The 16,424-nt window shown below is 62.2% G+C and carries 17 protein-coding genes; 12 read left to right on the top strand and 5 right to left on the bottom strand.

Annotated features, from left to right (window positions below; all coding sequences use genetic code 11):
- The first annotated feature begins 81 nt into the window (after nucleotides 1-81).
- Genes hflK through ACQZ6J_RS01535 form a run of 4 tightly spaced genes read left to right on the top strand, consistent with a single transcriptional unit; the run spans nucleotide 82 to nucleotide 4,049 of the window.
- Nucleotides 82-1,206 carry an FtsH protease activity modulator HflK gene (gene hflK / locus ACQZ6J_RS01550; protein WP_449081452.1) on the top strand — a complete coding sequence of 375 codons (1,125 nt, stop codon included), beginning with the start codon at nucleotides 82-84 and terminating at the stop codon, nucleotides 1,204-1,206.
- On the top strand, nucleotides 1,206-2,144 hold the full coding sequence (gene hflC, locus ACQZ6J_RS01545; protein ID WP_163987657.1) for a protease modulator HflC: 939 nt from the start codon (nucleotides 1,206-1,208) through the stop codon (nucleotides 2,142-2,144). Before hflK ends, hflC begins: the two co-directional genes overlap by 1 nt.
- A gap of 16 nt (nucleotides 2,145-2,160) precedes the next feature.
- Nucleotides 2,161-2,337 (top strand): hypothetical protein, encoded by a 177-nt coding sequence (locus ACQZ6J_RS01540; RefSeq protein WP_449081449.1) that lies wholly within the window; start codon nucleotides 2,161-2,163, stop codon nucleotides 2,335-2,337.
- Entirely contained in the window at nucleotides 2,337-4,049 is a 1,713-nt protein-coding gene (locus tag ACQZ6J_RS01535; RefSeq protein ID WP_449081447.1) for a DegQ family serine endoprotease, read from the top strand. Before ACQZ6J_RS01540 ends, ACQZ6J_RS01535 begins: the two co-directional genes overlap by 1 nt.
- 14 nt (nucleotides 4,050-4,063) lie before the next feature.
- Here the strand turns inward: ACQZ6J_RS01535 and ACQZ6J_RS01530 are convergent, their stop codons facing one another.
- Genes ACQZ6J_RS01530 through serB form a run of 3 tightly spaced genes read right to left on the bottom strand, consistent with a single transcriptional unit; the run spans nucleotide 4,064 to nucleotide 6,114 of the window.
- Nucleotides 4,064-4,630: a GNAT family N-acetyltransferase gene (locus ACQZ6J_RS01530; RefSeq protein WP_449081445.1), complete on the bottom strand. Its 567-nt coding sequence runs from the start codon at nucleotides 4,628-4,630 to the stop codon at nucleotides 4,064-4,066.
- Nucleotides 4,627-5,190, bottom strand: a complete 564-nt coding sequence (locus ACQZ6J_RS01525) for a GNAT family N-acetyltransferase (protein WP_449081443.1) — start codon at nucleotides 5,188-5,190, stop codon at nucleotides 4,627-4,629. Before ACQZ6J_RS01525 ends, ACQZ6J_RS01530 begins: the two co-directional genes overlap by 4 nt.
- A 33-nt stretch (nucleotides 5,191-5,223) precedes the next feature.
- Entirely contained in the window at nucleotides 5,224-6,114 is an 891-nt protein-coding gene (gene serB / locus ACQZ6J_RS01520) for a phosphoserine phosphatase SerB (RefSeq protein ID WP_449081441.1), read from the bottom strand.
- Here serB and miaA point away from each other — a divergent pair.
- The gene (gene miaA / locus ACQZ6J_RS01515; RefSeq protein ID WP_449081439.1) at nucleotides 6,113-7,009 is read left to right on the top strand and encodes a tRNA (adenosine(37)-N6)-dimethylallyltransferase MiaA; all 897 of its coding nucleotides are present in this window, start codon (nucleotides 6,113-6,115) and stop codon (nucleotides 7,007-7,009) included. The two genes, serB and miaA, sit on opposite strands and share 2 nt — an antisense overlap.
- A gap of 10 nt (nucleotides 7,010-7,019) precedes the next feature.
- On the opposite strand, the gene ACQZ6J_RS01510 is transcribed toward miaA, so the two are convergent.
- Nucleotides 7,020-9,050 (bottom strand): ATP-binding protein, encoded by a 2,031-nt coding sequence (locus tag ACQZ6J_RS01510; RefSeq protein ID WP_449081437.1) that lies wholly within the window; start codon nucleotides 9,048-9,050, stop codon nucleotides 7,020-7,022.
- 330 nt (nucleotides 9,051-9,380) lie between these two features.
- Here ACQZ6J_RS01510 and ACQZ6J_RS01505 point away from each other — a divergent pair, with 330 nt between their 5' ends.
- The 3 genes from ACQZ6J_RS01505 to ACQZ6J_RS01495 all read left to right on the top strand — a co-directional run bounded on the left by ACQZ6J_RS01505 (nucleotide 9,381) and on the right by ACQZ6J_RS01495 (nucleotide 12,960).
- Nucleotides 9,381-11,174: an acetolactate synthase 3 large subunit gene (locus tag ACQZ6J_RS01505; RefSeq protein WP_449081435.1), complete on the top strand. Its 1,794-nt coding sequence runs from the start codon at nucleotides 9,381-9,383 to the stop codon at nucleotides 11,172-11,174.
- An 89-nt stretch (nucleotides 11,175-11,263) separates the two neighbouring features.
- Nucleotides 11,264-11,836, top strand: coding sequence for an acetolactate synthase small subunit (gene ilvN, locus ACQZ6J_RS01500; RefSeq protein ID WP_449081433.1), 573 nt, complete (start codon nucleotides 11,264-11,266; stop codon nucleotides 11,834-11,836).
- A 92-nt stretch (nucleotides 11,837-11,928) separates the two neighbouring features.
- Nucleotides 11,929-12,960 carry a capsular polysaccharide export protein, LipB/KpsS family gene (locus ACQZ6J_RS01495; protein WP_449081431.1) on the top strand — a complete coding sequence of 344 codons (1,032 nt, stop codon included), beginning with the start codon at nucleotides 11,929-11,931 and terminating at the stop codon, nucleotides 12,958-12,960.
- Nucleotides 12,961-12,970: 10 nt separating this feature from the next.
- Here ACQZ6J_RS01495 and ACQZ6J_RS01490 read toward each other — a convergent pair whose 3' ends face one another.
- A complete protein-coding gene (locus ACQZ6J_RS01490; RefSeq protein ID WP_449081429.1) occupies nucleotides 12,971-13,816 on the bottom strand; it encodes an aldo/keto reductase in 846 nt (281 codons plus the stop codon).
- A gap of 207 nt (nucleotides 13,817-14,023) precedes the next feature.
- On the opposite strand from ACQZ6J_RS01490, the gene ACQZ6J_RS01485 reads away from it, so the two are divergent.
- From ACQZ6J_RS01485 to ACQZ6J_RS01470, 4 genes are read left to right on the top strand one after another with little or no spacing between them, the layout of a single operon-like run.
- Nucleotides 14,024-14,617: a LysE family translocator gene (locus ACQZ6J_RS01485; protein WP_163987645.1), complete on the top strand. Its 594-nt coding sequence runs from the start codon at nucleotides 14,024-14,026 to the stop codon at nucleotides 14,615-14,617.
- A gap of 23 nt (nucleotides 14,618-14,640) precedes the next feature.
- The gene (gene nthA, locus ACQZ6J_RS01480) at nucleotides 14,641-15,288 is read left to right on the top strand and encodes a nitrile hydratase subunit alpha (protein WP_449081427.1); all 648 of its coding nucleotides are present in this window, start codon (nucleotides 14,641-14,643) and stop codon (nucleotides 15,286-15,288) included.
- Nucleotides 15,285-15,944, top strand: a complete 660-nt coding sequence (gene nthB / locus ACQZ6J_RS01475; RefSeq protein ID WP_449081425.1) for a nitrile hydratase subunit beta — start codon at nucleotides 15,285-15,287, stop codon at nucleotides 15,942-15,944. Before nthA ends, nthB begins: the two co-directional genes overlap by 4 nt.
- Nucleotides 15,931-16,302, top strand: a complete 372-nt coding sequence (locus ACQZ6J_RS01470; protein WP_449081423.1) for a nitrile hydratase accessory protein — start codon at nucleotides 15,931-15,933, stop codon at nucleotides 16,300-16,302. Before nthB ends, ACQZ6J_RS01470 begins: the two co-directional genes overlap by 14 nt.
- Nucleotides 16,303-16,424: the final 122 nt, after the last annotated feature.

Below are 16,424 nucleotides of genomic sequence, written 5' to 3'. Positions count from 1 at the left end.
ATCGCTGCCGCCTGCGGATTTCGAGCCATGAGGTCCGTGGATTCGGCGCGATGCTGGGAGTCAACAAACAAAGAGGTTTTGATGCCTTGGAGCAATCAGAATGGCGGCGGCGGTGGCCCATGGGGCGGCGGTGGCGGCGGAAATAATCAGGGACCTTGGGGGCAAGGACCGAACCGGCCGCGGGGAAGCGGCAACGGAGGGCCTCCGGATCTCGAGGATATTATTCGTCGCGGTCAGGACCGATTGAAAGGCTTTGTGCCTGGTGGCTTCAATGCGGGCGTCGTCCTCATCATCATCGCTGTAATCGCCGTTTTCTGGCTGATTCAGTGCATCTATACTGTGCAGCCGGACGAGCGCGGCGTGGAACTGCGCTTCGGCAAGCCGCGCGAAGAAGTCTCGATGCCCGGCCTGCATTTCCATTTCTGGCCGATAGACCGCGTCGAATTCGTGAAGATCACGGAACAGCAGCGAAACATCGGCGGACGCTCCAGCGCCGGTTCGACTGCCGGCCTGATGCTGACGGGCGATCAGAACATCGTCAACGTGCAGTTCTCGGTCCTCTATGCCGTGACCAATCCGCAATCCTATCTCTTCAACGTCGAAAGCCCTGACGAAACACTGCAGCAGGTGGCCGAAAGCGCCATGCGCGAGATCGTCGGTCGGCGTCCTGCACAGGACATCTATCGTGATAACCGTCAGGAAATCGCGGTCCAGGTGAGAAACATCATCCAGGATACGATGGACCGCTACGGTGCCGGCATTTCCATCAATGCCGTGCCGATCGAAGACGTGTCGCCGCCGCGCGAGGTCGCAGACGCGTTCGACGAAGTGCAGCGTGCCGAGCAGAACGAAGACCAGCAGGTGGAAGAGGCCAATCAATACGCCAACCAGAAGCTCGGTCAGGCGCGCGGTCGCGCGGCGCAGATTCGCGAAGAAGCTGCGGCCTACAAGGATCGTATCGTGAAGGAAGCCCAGGGTGAGGCGCAGCGCTTCATCTCCATCTACGACGAATACGTCAAGGCTCCGGGAGTGACCCGCAAGCGGCTGTTCCTTGAAACCATGGAGTCCGTCATCGGCAATTCCAACAGCATCATCATCGACGACAAGCAGGGCGTCGTGCCTTACCTGCCGCTGAATGAAATCGGCAAGCAGCCCGCGACGCAGGCAGGCACGCCCGCCTCTGCAACTCAGCCGGAGGCCAAATAATGACGTCCAGCCGTTTGCCAGCCATTCTCATCGCGCTTGCGGTGATATTGCTACTCGTCTATTCGTCGGTGTTCGTGGTCAATGCCCGCGAACAGGCCATCGTCCTGCGCTTCGGCCAGATCCGCGAGGTCAAGACGGAGCCGGGCTTGTACTTCAAGCTGCCTTTCGCCTTCATGGATGCCGATCGCGTTCAATACATCCAGCAGCAGGAACTGCGCTTCGATCTGGACAACATCCGCGTCCAGGTCTCGGGCGGCAAGTTCTACGAAGTCGATGCTTTCGTCGTCTACAAGATCGCCGATGCCCGGAAGTTCCGGGAAACGGTGTCGGGTGACCGCGATGCGGCGGAATCTCGTCTCAGAACCCGCCTCGATGCCTCGCTGCGCCGTGTCTACGGTCTGCGCAGCTTCGATGCGGCTCTCTCCAGCGAGCGTGCGTCCATGATGACGGAAGTGCGTGACGACCTGCATCGCGATGCGGAAACGCTCGGCCTCAATATCGAGGACGTCCGCATCCGCCGCACCGACCTGACGCAGGAAGTGTCGCAGCAGACCTACGATCGCATGAAGGCCGAACGTCTGGCGGAAGCCGAACTGATCCGCGCCCGTGGTAACGAAGAAGGCCAGCGCCGCCGCGCGATCGCGGATCGTCAGGTCGTCGAGATCGTCGCGGATGCGCAGAAGGATTCGGAAATCCTTCGCGGTCAGGGTGAAGCCGAGCGCAACGGCATCTTTGCCGATGCATCGCAGCGCGATCCGAACTTCTACGAGTTCTATCGCTCGATGGCCGCCTACAACAAGGCGCTTGGCTCGGGTGGCAAGACGCTGGTTCTGCCTCCCAGCAAGTCGGACTTCTTCAAGTTCTTCGACAGCCCTGCGGGCTCCGCGCCCAATTCCGCGGCGCCGGCGCTTGCCAATCCGACGGCGCCTGCGAACTAAGCCGTCAGTTCAGGAAATGAAAGGGCTGCCTTCGGGCGGCCCTTTTCTTTATGACGGCTTGCATCACCTTTACCATGCCGGCAGCAACGGCGCCGAGGTCCGGGGATTTCGCAAAAAGGTGATTTCACGCTTCATCATTCCGCCTTATGTTGATGCTTATACAAGTTTTCCCTTTCTCGATGAGGATGCCTGATGGCTTCGACCAATCGCCTGCCTTTCGGCCGTTCGTTTGCCTTGCTCGCGAGCATTGCGCTGATTGCTGGCCCTGTTGTGGGCGTCACCGAACAGGCTTACGCACAGGCGCAGAATAGCGGGGCGGCCGCAGGTGCTCAGGCGCCGGCTACCACCGGCAACCAGACGCCGCCGGCAGCATCCCCCACGGTCACGATGAACCCGGCGATGAGCGCCGGGCCGGCTTCGGTTGCCGATCTCGCTTCCGGATTGCTCGACGCGGTCGTCAATATTTCCACATCGCAGAAGGTGAAGGACGAGGGCGACGGGCCGGCGACGCCGAAGGTGCCGGACAATTCGCCCTACCAGGACTACTTCAACGACTTCTTCAACAACAAGAAAGACGACAACAGCAACCGTAAGGTGAGCTCGCTCGGCTCCGGCTTCGTCATCGATCCTGCCGGCTACATCGTCACCAACAATCACGTCATCGAAGGCGCCGACGATATCGAGGTCATCTTCCCCAACGGCACCAAGCTGAAGGCGAAGCTCATCGGCACCGATACGAAGACCGATCTTTCGGTCCTCAAGGTCGAGTCGAAGCATCCGTTGACGGCAGTGAAGTTCGGCGATTCCTCGAAGATGCGGATCGGCGATTGGGTGATGGCGATCGGCAATCCCTTCGGTCTTGGCGGCTCCGTGACCATCGGCATCGTCTCGGCGCGGGGCCGCAACATCAACGCCGGCCCCTATGACAACTTCATCCAGACGGACGCCGCGATCAACAAGGGCAATTCCGGCGGTCCGCTCTTCAACATGAAGGGCGAGGTGATCGGCATCAACACCGCCATCATCTCCCCGAGCGGCGGTTCGATCGGCATCGGCTTTGCCGTTCCGTCCGAGCTGGCTCAAGGCGTGGTCGATCAGCTCAGGGACTTCGGCGAGACGCGCCGGGGCTGGCTCGGCGTGCGTATCCAGCCGGTGACGGACGATGTCGCCAACAGCCTCGGCCTTGCCGACGCCAAGGGCGCGCTGGTGGCCGGGGTCATCAAGGGCGGCCCCGTCGACAACGGCTCGATCAAGGCGGGCGACGTCATCCTGAAATTCGACGGCAAGGATGTGGACGAGATGCGCGATCTGCCGCGCGTTGTTGCCGAAAGCCCTGTCGGCAAGGAAGTCGATGTCGTTATCTACCGCGACGGCAAGGAGCAGACCGTCAAGGTCACACTGGGCCGGCTGGAGGACAGCGATCAGGCGGCCGCTGCCAGCACCGACAAGAACAAGAAGCCGCAACTCGCGCCCGACGACAACGGCAACAACGGTGGCGTCATCAATCCCGACGACGGCGACGAGGGCAGCGATGACGGCATGGATGGACAGGATCAGGGCGAGGACCCGCAGCAATCTCCTCAGGCTCAGCCACCGGCCCAGGCGACCTCGAACATACTGGGCATGAAACTCGCGACACTGTCGGCCGAGAACCGCAAGAGCTTCGGTATTGCCGATAGCGTCGACGGCGTCGTCGTCACCGAAGTGGCGCCGGGTTCCGCTGCGGCCGAAAAAGGACTGAAGCCCGGCGACGTCATCGTCGAGGTCGCGCAGGAATTCGTGCAGACCCCGAGTGCCGCTTCCGAGAAAGTGGCTTCGCTGAAGCGCGAAGGCCGCCGCAACGCACAGATGATGATCGCATCTCCGAATGGTGACTTGCGTTTCATCGCCGTTGCGCTGGAGTAAATTCAGGCCTTGCCTTATTGCCCGTGCTGCGCGCGCCATTCGGCGGCGCTCAGGCGATAGACGCGGTGCGGCTTCAGGTGCGGGTGCGTATCCGGAATTTGCGGATGGTCGAAATCGCAGGCAGGATCGGGCTGCATGCCGATCCTGCGCATCACCGCCAGAGCGCGCTTGTTATCATGCACGGCGATCGACAGAATTTCTTCGAGCGTCAGGACATCGAAGGCGTAGCTCAAAAGCGCCATGCCGGCCTCGGTCGCATAGCCTTTGCCCCAATGGCATGCTGAGATCCGCCAGCCGATTTCGACGGCATCTTTCGGTAAAAGAGGCTCGATCCGCAATCTGGACAGCCCGCAGAACCCGATTGCCTCGCCGCTATCCCTCAGCACCATGACGAGAAGATCGAAGCCAGGTTCGGGTGTGGCGTTCCTGATCAGGTCGAAGACGGCATCGGCATCCTCGCGGCTGCGGCGGAAGGGAAAGAACTCAAGGACGGCCGGATCGGCGCTGAGTTCATGGAACAATCCGCGATCTTCTTCCAGGCATGGCCGCAGCATCAGTCGCGGCGTTTCGATGAAGGTCATCGCCCGGAGCGCCATTCCGCGGCCGTGAGGCGATAAAGCACATGGCGCTTCAGATGAGGGTGAGTATCCGGGACGTTCGGGTGATCGAAATCGCCGCCCTCGACGCGATGCATACCGATCCGCTCCATCACCGCCGTCGACCTTACATTGTTCCGGACGGCGAAGGAAACGATCTCGCCGGCGCCGAGCCGCTCGAACGCATGGGCGAGGAGCGCGCGTGCCGCCTCGGTCACGAAGCCCTTGCCCCAGAAACGCGCGGCCAGCCGCCAGCCGATTTCCAGTGTGCCTTTGGCGACGTGGGGTTCGAGATGATCGACACGCGCCAGCCCGCAAAAACCGATCGTTGCGCCGGTCGCCTTTTCCTCCAAAGCAAAGAAGCCAAGCCCGGTTTCGGCGATCATCGCGTGAACGCGATCGAAGAAGATGTTTGCTTCCTCACGATTGCGGCGAAACGGAAAGAATTCCATGACGGCTTCGTCGGAGTTGATCTCGTAGGCCAGATCGCGATCCGTCTCGCGCCAGTTGCGGATGATGAGCCGGTCGGTTTCGGTGATGATCATCTTTGTACCCCGATGTCAGCGACCTGCGCCGGTCTATGGTTTGATGAAGTCCGTCTTGCGATAGCCCTGGATGTAGAGCAGGGCGGTCAGGTCGCCGTGGTCGATACGCATTCCGGCCTGCGCCGAGACCGTCGGCTTGGCGTGAAGTGCGACGCCGGAGCCGGCAAGCTGAAGCATGCCGAGGTCGTTGGCGCCGTCGCCGACGGCCAAAGCGTCATCCGCGGAAATGCCGAGCTTCTCGGCGATGTCGTTCAGCGCGTCCACCTTGGCCTGCTTGCCGAGGATCGGCTCCTCGACGAAGCCGGTGAGTATGCCGTTTTCTTCCAGCAGGATATTGGCCCGGTTTTCGTCGAAGCCGAGCGTGGCGCCGATCCGGGTGGTGAAGACGGTGAAGCCGCCGGAAACGAGCGCCGTGTAATGGCCCTTCGCCTTCATGGTGGCGATCAGTTCGGGGCCGCCCGGCGTCAAGGTGATGCGTCTGGCAATGACATCGTCGACCACGGACAGCGGCAATCCCTTCAACAGGGCCACGCGCTCGCGCAGGGCCGGCTCGAAGGCAATCTCGCCATTCATGGCGCGGGCGGTGATATCGGCGACCCTGTCCTTCAGGCCGACCTCGGCTGCCAGTTCGTCGATGCACTCCTGGCCGATCATGGTGGAGTCCATGTCGGCAATCAGCAGCTTCTTGCGGCGGCTTTCCGTTTCCTGGATCACGAGGTCGATCGGTTCCCCGCCGATCGCGGCCAGAATGTTGGCCTCGGCTGCCTGCAGATCTGTATCGTCGCGTAGCGCGATATCGCAGGCAATGCCGTCGGCCAGCCAGTAGAGCCCGGACGCCTTGACGGCTTCGGCCGCCTGTTCGGCGATGGCCGGAACAAGAACGGGGTTTGACGGATTGGCAATAAGCGTGGCAACGAAGGCCATGAGCAGAAACCTTATGAGCAATATCGACGCGATCCTGATAACCGGGCCGACCGCGAGCGGCAAGTCCGCGCTGGCGGTTGAATTGGCTCGTTCGCATGATGGCGTCGTCATCAATGCCGACAGCATGCAGGTTTACGACACCTTGCGCGTACTGACCGCGCGGCCCTCCGAAGCCGATATGGAAGGCATTCCGCACCATCTCTATGGCCACGTTCCGGCGGGGCAGGCTTATTCCACCGGCGCCTGGCTGCGCGAGGCGGGCGCACTGGTCGAGCGCCTTCGCGGCGAGGGGCGCATGCCTGTGTTCGTGGGCGGTACGGGACTCTATTTCAAGGCGCTGACGGGCGGACTTTCCGACATGCCCGAGATTCCGCCCGAGGTTCGCAATCGTCTTCGCGGCCGGTTGCTGGCGGAAGGGGCGGAAACGCTGCACCGCGAGCTTTCGCAACGCGACGGTGCCGTTGCCGAAACGCTGAACCCGCAGGACGGGCAGCGCATCGTCCGCGCGCTCGAAGTGGCCGAGGCGACGGGCCGGTCGATTGCGGCCTTTCAGGGCAAGACCGGGCCGATGGTCATCGATCCGGATCGCGCGCGAAAGATCGTGGTGCTGCCGGAGCGGGCCTTGTTGCACGAGCGCATCAACAGCCGCTTCGAAAAGATGCTGGCGATGGGTGCCGAAGATGAGGTGCGGGCGTTGCTGGCTCTCGATCTGCCGCCGGAAATGCCTGTCATGAAGGCAATCGGCGTATCGCAGATCGCTGCGATGCTGAAGGGCGAGATGACGCGCGCCGACGTCCTTGAAACCGGAGCGGCCGCGACGCGGCAATATGCCAAGCGGCAAATGACGTGGTTCCGCAATCAGATGGACGAGAGCTGGGAGCGCTTGAGCCCGTGAGCCCGATGCGTCATTCCTTGTCGTAGAGGCTGCTCAGCGGCTTCTTCAAGATGCTGTCGCGCAGCGAAAGGCCGGGTTCCCGCCGCAGCGACGGCAAGGGCTCCCTTGTCGGCATCGGGCGTGGGCTTGTCGCGTCGTCGCTGCGGAATTCGCGACGCAGTTCGGCAAGCCTGCTGTCGATCGACGTCGGTATCGAAGCAGTGGCCTGTGGCGGGGTGCGGGGCAGCATGTCGGGACGATAGGGTTCGCTCGATGGCAAGTCAGGTTCCGCCCGATATTGCGCTGCCTGTTCGGCGGGCAGATCATCGAACTCGTTCCTGATCTCGGCTATGGCCTCCGCGGCGGCACTGTAGTTTTGTTGCAAGCCGCCGATATCGGGCGTTGAAATCGAGCGCATGCGACCAATGATGGTGCGCAGATCGACGGTATCCGGCGAATCCTCGCTGATCTTTGCCGCGCTGCCGCTGGCCTTTGGTACGAGATACTCGTCGACGCGAGCGAAGCGCATGCGCATCGGCACGGCAATGGCTTCGCCGAAGGCGATCGCTTCGCCATTGCCTATCGATGACAGGAAGCTGGTTGTCGAGATCGAGGAGTTCGGGATGGCCGAGCGGATGATTTCCTGGTCGTGGTCGTTGGCGAGACGCATGGCGAAAAGCGTCGAGCACTGCGACAGGATCGTCTGGTCGAGTTCGCCCGGGCGCTGGGTGATGATGCCGAGCGATACGCCGTATTTGCGGCCTTCCTTGGCGATGCGGGCGATGGCCTGCCGCGTCGGAAGGAAGCCGAGGTTCGGATCGGCGGGAATGTAGCGATGCGCTTCCTCGCAGACGACGAGCATATGGATCGCGCCTTCGCTCCAGAGCGCCAGTTCGAATGCCATGCGGCACAGTACCGAGGCGACGGAATTGATGACTTCCGAAGGAATGCCGGCAAGCTGGAACGTGCAGATCGGCTTACCGTCACCCGGAATGCGGAAAATCTTGGCGATCGTCTCCATGATCGTATCGGTGATCGTGTTGTTGGAGAACATGAAGTGATAGCGCGGATCGTTGATCGCCGAGATAATGCGCATCTTCAGTGAACGCAGGTGCGGCTTTTCCTGCCGGCCCTCAAGCCGGCCGATGCGCTCGTCGATGAGGGCGAGAAGGTCGGCCATGCGGTAGGGGATCGGCGTATCGGCCGTCACGGAGGACTTTTCCGTCTGGCGGCGCATCAAGGCTGAATCGCTGCCCCGGAACGCTCGCCGCGCTTCCGGAATGAGATCGCGCAGCGCGTCGAGCTCTTCGGGCACCGCCGGGCGGCCGCGGAAGACGACTTCGCTGAATTCCTCCAGCCGCATCAGCCAGAAGGGCAGGTCGAGCGTATCGGTGTCGATGACGATAGCATGCCGGGGAAAGGCGGCGGCGAACTCGTTGTGCGGGTCGAGGATCAGCACGCGCAGCTTCGGATCGGTGCTGATCGCCTTGTGCAGCAGCAGCGAGACAGCGGTGGATTTGCCGACGCCGGTCGAGCCGACGACGGCGAAATGCTTCGACAGCATCGAGGGAATGTGGATGGCGGCGTCGATGCTCTCGTCCTGCGTCAGCTTGCCGATGACGCAGCTGCTGCTCTTGCCGGCATCGAAGATACGCATGAGGTCGGCGGCGCGGATGCGATGCGCGATGGCGCCGAGATAGGGGTATGCGGAAATGCCGCTCGAGAACTCTTCCCGGCCGTCGGGTCCGATGCGGACTTCGCCCAACAGCTCGACTTCGATGCGGAAGAGGTTGTCCTGTCCTTCGCCCCAGCCTGTATTGTCGGTATTCATGGAATAGACGAGGGCGGCAACGCGGTTCTTCCCGACACTGATGGAAATCAGCCTGCCGACCGACCAGAGCTCCGTGAGATCGGTGCCCCCTGCCTCGGCGACGGCGGCAATCGTCGCCCGCGATCCGCTGCACGCGACAACGCGGCCAAGGAAGCGATTTCCCGGCTTCAACTTGTCACGGCGGTCTAAATCTCCAGCCTTGCCGGACGTCTGCAGATCGTTGTTCAGCAAACAGCTACCCCAAGCGTTTAGGGGCCGGAGCATAGAGGCGGTGGCTTAACAAAACCCTGTCGGTTACCCGTGCTTTTTATGGGGTTCCGCAACGGCGGCGATTTTTTATTGCTTGACGCGTTGACGCTTCGAAATTTTCTGTCTATCACTTCGCCCCATGAAAAACTCGATTATTCTTATCGTGGTGGGAAAGCGCATGGGCAGGATGGTGTAACCATCCGGCGATAGCCACCCATGCGCTAGATGACAGGCTCCCCAAGGGGCCTTTTTTTATGCCCGAAATCGAGATTTCATCTTTTCCAAACCTCCAGCAGACAGCGGAACAAACGTATGACCGGCACAGATAATCAGGCGAGCGGCAATCGAATGACAGGCGCGGAGATCGTGTTGCAGGCGCTCAGGGACAATGGCGTCGAACATATCTTCGGTTATCCGGGCGGCGCTGTGCTTCCGATCTACGACGAGATCTTCCAGCAGGAGGACATCAAGCACATTCTCGTCCGCCACGAGCAGGGCGCCGGCCATGCGGCCGAAGGCTATGCCCGCTCCACCGGCAAGGTCGGCGTCATGCTGGTCACCTCGGGTCCGGGTGCGACGAATGCCGTCACGCCGCTGCAGGACGCCTTGATGGATTCGATCCCTCTCGTCTGCCTGAGCGGCCAGGTTCCGACCACGCTGATCGGCTCCGACGCTTTCCAGGAATGCGATACGGTCGGCATCACGCGGCCCTGTACCAAGCACAACTGGCTGGTCAAGGATGTCAACGAACTGGCTGCCGTCATTCATGAGGCGTTCCGCATCGCGCAGACGGGCCGTCCCGGTCCGGTCGTCGTCGATATCCCGAAGGACATCCAGTTCGCGACCGGCACCTACACGCCGCCGGAAGCGCACAATGTCCAGAAGAGCTATCAGCCGAAGGTCCAGGGCGATCTCAACAAGATCACCCAGGCGATCGAGCTGATGAAGAACGCCCGTCGTCCCGTCATCTATTCCGGCGGCGGCGTCGTCAATTCCGGGCCGGAAGCCTGCAAGCTGCTGCGCGAGCTGGTTGAGCTGACCGATTTCCCGATCACGTCGACGCTGATGGGTCTCGGCGCCTACCCGGCCTCCGGCAAGGGCTGGCTCGGCATGCTCGGCATGCATGGTTCCTACGAAGCCAACATGGCGATGCATGATTGCGACGTCATGGTCTGTATCGGCGCGCGCTTCGACGACCGCATTACCGGCCGCCTGAATGCCTTCTCGCCGAATTCGAAGAAGATCCACATCGATATCGACCCGTCCTCCATCAACAAGAACGTCCGCGTCGATGTCGGCATTCTCGGCGATGTCGGCAATGTTCTGGAAGACATGGTTCGCCTGTGGCGGGCGCTGCCGCAAAAGCCCGCTGCGGAGCGGCTCGGCGACTGGTGGAGCGATATCGCCCGCTGGCGCGCGCGCAACTCCTTCGCCTATAAGCCGAGCGACGACGTCATCATGCCGCAGTATGCGATCCAGCGTCTCTACGAGCTGACGAAGCATCGCGATACCTACATCACGACCGAAGTCGGCCAGCATCAGATGTGGGCGGCGCAGTTCTACGGTTTCGAGCAGCCGAACCGCTGGATGACCTCGGGCGGCCTCGGAACCATGGGTTACGGCCTGCCGGCCGCGCTCGGCGTGCAGATCGCACATCCGGAAAGCCTGGTCATCGATATTGCCGGCGATGCCTCGATCCAGATGTGCATTCAGGAAATGTCGGCGGCGATCCAGCACAACGCGCCGATCAAGATCTTCATCCTGAACAACCAGTATATGGGCATGGTTCGCCAGTGGCAGCAGCTGCTGCACGGCAATCGCCTGTCCAATTCCTATACGGAAGCGATGCCTGATTTCGTCAAGCTCGCCGAGGCCTATGGCGCTGTCGGCCTGCGCTGCGAGAAGCCGGGCGATCTCGATGCCGCTATCCAGGAGATGATCGACGTCAACAAGCCGGTCATTTTCGATTGCCGCGTCGCCAATCTTGCCAACTGCTTCCCGATGATTCCGTCGGGCAAGGCGCACAACGAAATGCTGTTGCCGGACGAAGCGACCGACGAGGCCGTCGCCAACGCGATCGACGCCAAGGGTCGCCAGCTGGTCTGATCGGATGGCCGGGGCACGGCGGAAGCAGCGCCCCGGCCGCCCATCGCGCTGGCATACCGAACAAGAACCGAGGAAACGGAACAAGGATCATGAACGCACACCTTCAACCCACCGGCTCCGCCTATTTCATTTCGCCGGAAACCGCGATGGCGGAAAGCCATACGCTTTCCGTGCTTGTCGACAACGAGCCCGGCGTTCTCGCACGCGTCATCGGCCTCTTCTCCGGCCGGGGCTACAATATCGAAAGCCTCACCGTCTCGGAGACCGAGCATCAGGCCCATCTTTCGCGCATCACCGTCGTCACGCGCGGCACGCCGCAGGTGCTGGAACAGATCAAGGCGCAGCTTGAGCGCATCGTTCCTGTCCACCGCGTCGTGGATCTGACGGTACGCGCCCGCGAACTCGGCCAGGAACGGCCGATCGAGCGCGAAGTGGCGCTGCTCAAGGTGACCGGAAGCGGCGAGACCCGCGCGGAAACGCTGCGGCTGGCCGATGCCTTCCACGCCAAGGTGGTGGACGCGACGGTCGAGCATTTCATTCTGGAGATCACCGGCAAGTCCTCGAAGATCGATCAGTTCATTGCCATCATCAAGCCGCTCGGTCTCATCGAAGTCTGCCGCACCGGCATTGCTGCGATGAACCGCGGTCCGCAGGGCATGTAAGAAACCTCCGTCGTTGACCGGCCTGCGGGCGTCGCTTAGCTTTCGCGACGCCTGGTCCGGATTGCCGGCCTCATTTGCAGCGGGGGAAGAAGGTGGCAGTCGTTGCCGGCGAGATTTTGCCCGATACCGGCGCCAAGCCGTGGCATCCGCCGGCCGGGATGCGTCTTGGCGCGGCATTCTTCGTGCGCGGCGATTTCCCCTGGCTCGGGCACTATTTCGGCTCGCGGAAGCTGGCATCGATCCTTTCTCCTGATATAGGCGGCATCGTCTCGTGGGGCGGCCGCTCGCCAGCGAAGATGGCGGCGCGGATCGCGCGGTTCCGCCGATTGCCGCATTGGCATCTGGAGGACGGCTTCCTGCGATCCATGGGACTTGGCAAGACCGGCGCCATCCCGCTTTCCATCATCATTGACGATCTTGGCCTGCCCGTCGATGCCAGCCGGCCGTCGCGGCTTGAGCGCCTGATTGAGGAAGGCGCGGAAACGGCGGAGCTCGGCCGCGCCATTCGAGAGCAGATCGTCCTCAACAGGCTGTCGAAATACAATCATCTTCCTCATCAGCCGCCTCGCATCGAACGAACGGCAAAGCGTCGTATCCTGCTGGTCGATCAGGTCGTCGGCGATGTTTCCGTCGGCAGGGCTCTCGGCTCAAAGGCCTCGTTCGAGAAGATGCTTGCCGATGGGCTGGCCAGCGATGCCCAGTGCATCATCCGCACCCATCCGGATGTGATGGCGGGACTTCGTAAGGGTTATCTTACGAATGGCGTGTCGACGGGCGATGTGCTGTTGCTTGACGACGCTGTGTCGGTGGCGTCGATCCTCGATGTCGTCGACGAGGTCTGGACGGTATCGAGCCAGTTCGGTTTCGACGCATTGCTGCGCGGTATTCCGGTTCGCTGCTATGCCGCGCCTTTCTATGCGGGCTGGGGCGTGACCGAAGATCATTTCGGTGTTTACACGAAGGCCGCGCTTGCCGGACGCCGGACGAGACGGCGGACCGTCGACCAGATCGCCGCCGCTGCCTTTTCGCTCTACCCGACCTATCGCGATCCCGCGGACTGGCGGGAGATCGACGTCTTTCGGGCGATCGAGCTTATCGTCGCGCAGCAGAAGGCGGCCGCGTAATATCTAAAGGCTACAGCATCTCCAGCGACTTCTTGCGCGATGGCGGCGGGAAGGCGGCGTCGATGACGGCCCAATCCTCGTCGGTCATGTCGATGTCGATGGCGTCGCGGTTTTCCTCGACGCGCTGCGGGTTCGAGGATTTCGGGATCGATATCACGCCGTCACGTTCCAGCAGGAAGGCAAGCGCGATCTGGGCCGGCGTTGCCTGATAGGTCTTGGCGATGCGGATCAGCTCGGGGTGATGGAGCAGGCGTCCCTGTTCGATCGGGGAATAGGCCATGATGGGAATGCTGCGCTCCTGGCACCATGGCAGCAGGTCATATTCGATGCCGCGGCGCGCGAGGTTGTAGAGCACCTGATTGGCCGCGACGTTGCCGCCGTTCGGCACGGAAAGCAGCTCGTCCATATCGGCTACGTCGAAATTCGATACGCCCCATGCCTCGATCTTGCCGGCGGCCTTCAGGCCTTCGAAGGCTTCCACCGTCTCCTCCAACGGATGGTTGCCGCGCCAATGCAGCAGATAGAGATCGATGCGATCGGTGTTCAGGCGCTTCAGGCTGCGTTCGCACGCCTCGACCGCGCCTTTGCGGCTGGCATTGGCGGGATAGACCTTGCTGACGAGGAAGACCTCGTCGCGCCGCCCTTCGATCGCCTTGCCGACGATCTCTTCGGAGCCGCCATCGGCATACATTTCGGCCGTGTCGATCAGCGTCATGCCGAGGTCGAGACCGGTTTTGAGGCTGGCGATCTCGTCTCGGGCAGTCGCGGCATTCTCGCCCATGTTCCATGTCCCCTGGCCGAGCGCCGGAACCATGATGCCGGAGGGGAGGGTGACGGTGGGAATGGGCTCGCGCATGGTCTGTCCTCGCTGCAGAAAGCCGAAGGATAGGTCCATCCTCGCGGAATTCAATCGATGTCCTTCATGTCACTGTGACAAACGTCCTATGGCTTTCCGAATACCGGCGAATTATTGTCGCCCCCGGATGTGCGTCGCCGGATCTGGCGCGCACGAGACATATTTTGGATGCCGCCCTTTGTCACATACGGTGTCCAGGGAGGCATTATGGCGCTGGATACATTTCTGGCTCTTTTACTATTCGCATTCACGACCTCGATCACGCCAGGGCCGAACAACATGATGTTGTTTGCTTCGGGCGTGAATTTCGGTTTCCGGCGCACGATTCCGCACATGCTCGGCATCGGTGTTGGCTTTCTCTCGCTGCTGCTCGGCGTTGGCCTGGGTCTGGGCGCGCTGTTGCATACCGTGCCGCTGCTCTACACCGTGCTGAAATTCGCCGGCGGCGCCTATCTGGTCTGGATCGCCTGGAAGATCGGCACATCCCGCAGCCTTGCGGAAAGCGAAGGCTCGGCGCAGCCGATGAGCTTCATGAGCGCTGCCGCGTTCCAATGGGTCAATCCCAAGGCCTGGGTGATGGCGGTCACCGCCATGGCGACCTACACCAACGAGCAGCTCTATCTGCTCACAGTCCTTCTCGTCGGGCTGGCATTCGCCGCGGTGAACTTGCCGAGCGTTTCGACCTGGGCCGGTTTCGGCTCGGTGCTGCGCGACTGGCTGGCCGATCCCGTTCGGCTCAAATGGTTCAACATAACCATGGCCGTCCTTCTGGTGCTCAGCCTCTGGCCGATGTTAAAGTAGTCCGGAAGAGACAGGAGGCAGCCATGTCCCACGGACACTCCCACGATGACGACGATCATCATGACCATCACCATCATGACAACCACTATTCGGACATGCAGGCGCGCGTGAAGGCGCTCGAGACGCTGTTGACGGAAAAGGGGCTGATCGACCCGGCCGCGATCGACCGGATCGTAGAGACCTATGAGACGAAGGTCGGGCCGCGCAACGGGGCGCAGGTGGTGGCGAAGGCCTGGAGCGATCCCACCTTTGCCGACTGGCTGCGGCGCGACGCGACGGCGGCGATCGCGAGCCTCGGCTTCACCGGCCGTCAGGGCGAGCATATGCGCGCGGTGTTCAACACGCCGGAAACGCACAACCTGATCGTCTGCACGCTTTGCTCCTGCTATCCGTGGGCCGTGCTGGGGCTGCCGCCGGTCTGGTACAAGGCGCCCGCCTACCGGTCCCGCGCGGTGATCGACCCGCGCGGCGTGCTGGCCGAGTTCGGACTGACGCTGCCGCGGGAAACGAAGATCCGCGTCTGGGATTCGACGGCGGAACTTCGCTATCTGGTGATTCCGCAGCGGCCCGCCGGTTCCGAGGGCATGGATGAGGCGGCGCTGGCGGATCTCGTCAGCCGCGACGCCATGATCGGAACCGCGGTCGCCAAAGCACCGGAGGCTGCGCTATGAACGGCCCGCACGACCTCGGCGGCCAGATGGGATTTGGCCCTGTCGCGCCGGAACCGAACGAGCCCTATTTCCATGCCGAATGGGAAAAGCGTGCGCTCGGCATCACGCTGTCCTGCGGCGCCTTCGGTGCCTGGAGTATCGACGAAAGCCGGCATGCGCGCGAAAACATTCCGCCGGCGAGCTATCTTGCCGCCAGCTATTACGAAATCTGGACCCGTGCCGTCGACACGCTGCTGGAGCGGCACGGCTTTGCGACCGCCGAGGAGTTGCGCACCGGCCACGCGCTCGAACAGGGCAGGGCGCCGAAGCGGATTCTGAAGGCGGATATGGTCGATGGCGTGCTGGCCAAGGGCGGTCCTTGCGACCGGCCGGTCGCTTCAGCGCCGCTCTTTGCCGTCGGCGACCATGTGCGCACGAAGAATTTCAACCCGACCGGCCACACGAGATTGCCGCGTTATGCCCGCGCCAGGACAGGGGTCGTCGAGGCCGTGCAGGGCTCCTTCGTCTTTCCCGACGACAACGCGCACGGCCGGGGCGAGAACCCGCAATGGGTCTACACGGTGGTCTTTGACGGCGCCGAGATCTGGGGCGAGGGGGCCGATCCATCGCTGACGGTGTCGATCGATGCCTGGGAGAGCTATCTTGAGCGCGTGTGAGGTCGTCTCGCCTCTGGCGCAATCGCCTGAACTGCCGAAATCCGCCGATGGCGAGCCGGTGTTTACCGAGCCCTGGGCGGCAGACGCCTTTGCGATGACCGTTCATCTGCATGAGAAGGGCCTGTTTGCCTGGAGCGAATGGGCGGAGCGGCTGTCGGCCGAATTGCACAAGCCCGGCCGCGCGCCCGACGGCAGCGACTATTTCGATTGCTGGGTGGCGGCGCTTTCCGGTCTGCTTGTCGCGAAGGGCATTGCCGATGCCGAGGCGATCCTGGCGCTGCAGCAAAGCTGGCAACGGGCGGCGGAGGCTACGCCGCACGGCAAGCCGATCACGCTGGAAAACGATCCCCGGCGTTAAAGGACTGGCTCCCTTAGGACCCTCCTCGTCCTTCGAGGCTTCGGTCTGCGACCTCCGCACCTCAGGATGAGGATGGATCGGGTGCCATATTCGATGAGCGTCATCTTATCGACATGCGCAAA

Source organism: Rhizobium sp. A37_96 (assembly GCF_053521765.1).
Note: the sequence above shows the minus strand (reverse complement) of the source record. Positions and strands in the feature narration are given on the sequence as shown.

Excerpts from the sequence above, each read along its gene's own strand:
- hflK (WP_449081452.1), top strand. The coding sequence starts at position 82 with ATGCCTTGGAGCAATCAGAATGGCGGCGGCGGTGGCCCATGGGGCGGC.
- hflC (WP_163987657.1), top strand. The coding sequence starts at position 1,206 with ATGACGTCCAGCCGTTTGCCAGCCATTCTCATCGCGCTTGCGGTGATA.
- ACQZ6J_RS01540 (WP_449081449.1), top strand. The coding sequence starts at position 2,161 with ATGAAAGGGCTGCCTTCGGGCGGCCCTTTTCTTTATGACGGCTTGCAT.
- ACQZ6J_RS01535 (WP_449081447.1), top strand. The coding sequence starts at position 2,337 with ATGGCTTCGACCAATCGCCTGCCTTTCGGCCGTTCGTTTGCCTTGCTC.
- ACQZ6J_RS01530 (WP_449081445.1), bottom strand. The coding sequence starts at position 4,630 with ATGACCTTCATCGAAACGCCGCGACTGATGCTGCGGCCATGCCTGGAA.
- ACQZ6J_RS01525 (WP_449081443.1), bottom strand. The coding sequence starts at position 5,190 with ATGATCATCACCGAAACCGACCGGCTCATCATCCGCAACTGGCGCGAG.
- miaA (WP_449081439.1), top strand. The coding sequence starts at position 6,113 with ATGAGCAGAAACCTTATGAGCAATATCGACGCGATCCTGATAACCGGG.
- serB (WP_449081441.1), bottom strand. The coding sequence starts at position 6,114 with ATGGCCTTCGTTGCCACGCTTATTGCCAATCCGTCAAACCCCGTTCTT.
- ACQZ6J_RS01505 (WP_449081435.1), top strand. The coding sequence starts at position 9,381 with ATGACCGGCACAGATAATCAGGCGAGCGGCAATCGAATGACAGGCGCG.
- ilvN (WP_449081433.1), top strand. The coding sequence starts at position 11,264 with ATGAACGCACACCTTCAACCCACCGGCTCCGCCTATTTCATTTCGCCG.
- ACQZ6J_RS01490 (WP_449081429.1), bottom strand. The coding sequence starts at position 13,816 with ATGCGCGAGCCCATTCCCACCGTCACCCTCCCCTCCGGCATCATGGTT.
- ACQZ6J_RS01485 (WP_163987645.1), top strand. The coding sequence starts at position 14,024 with ATGGCGCTGGATACATTTCTGGCTCTTTTACTATTCGCATTCACGACC.
- nthA (WP_449081427.1), top strand. The coding sequence starts at position 14,641 with ATGTCCCACGGACACTCCCACGATGACGACGATCATCATGACCATCAC.
- nthB (WP_449081425.1), top strand. The coding sequence starts at position 15,285 with ATGAACGGCCCGCACGACCTCGGCGGCCAGATGGGATTTGGCCCTGTC.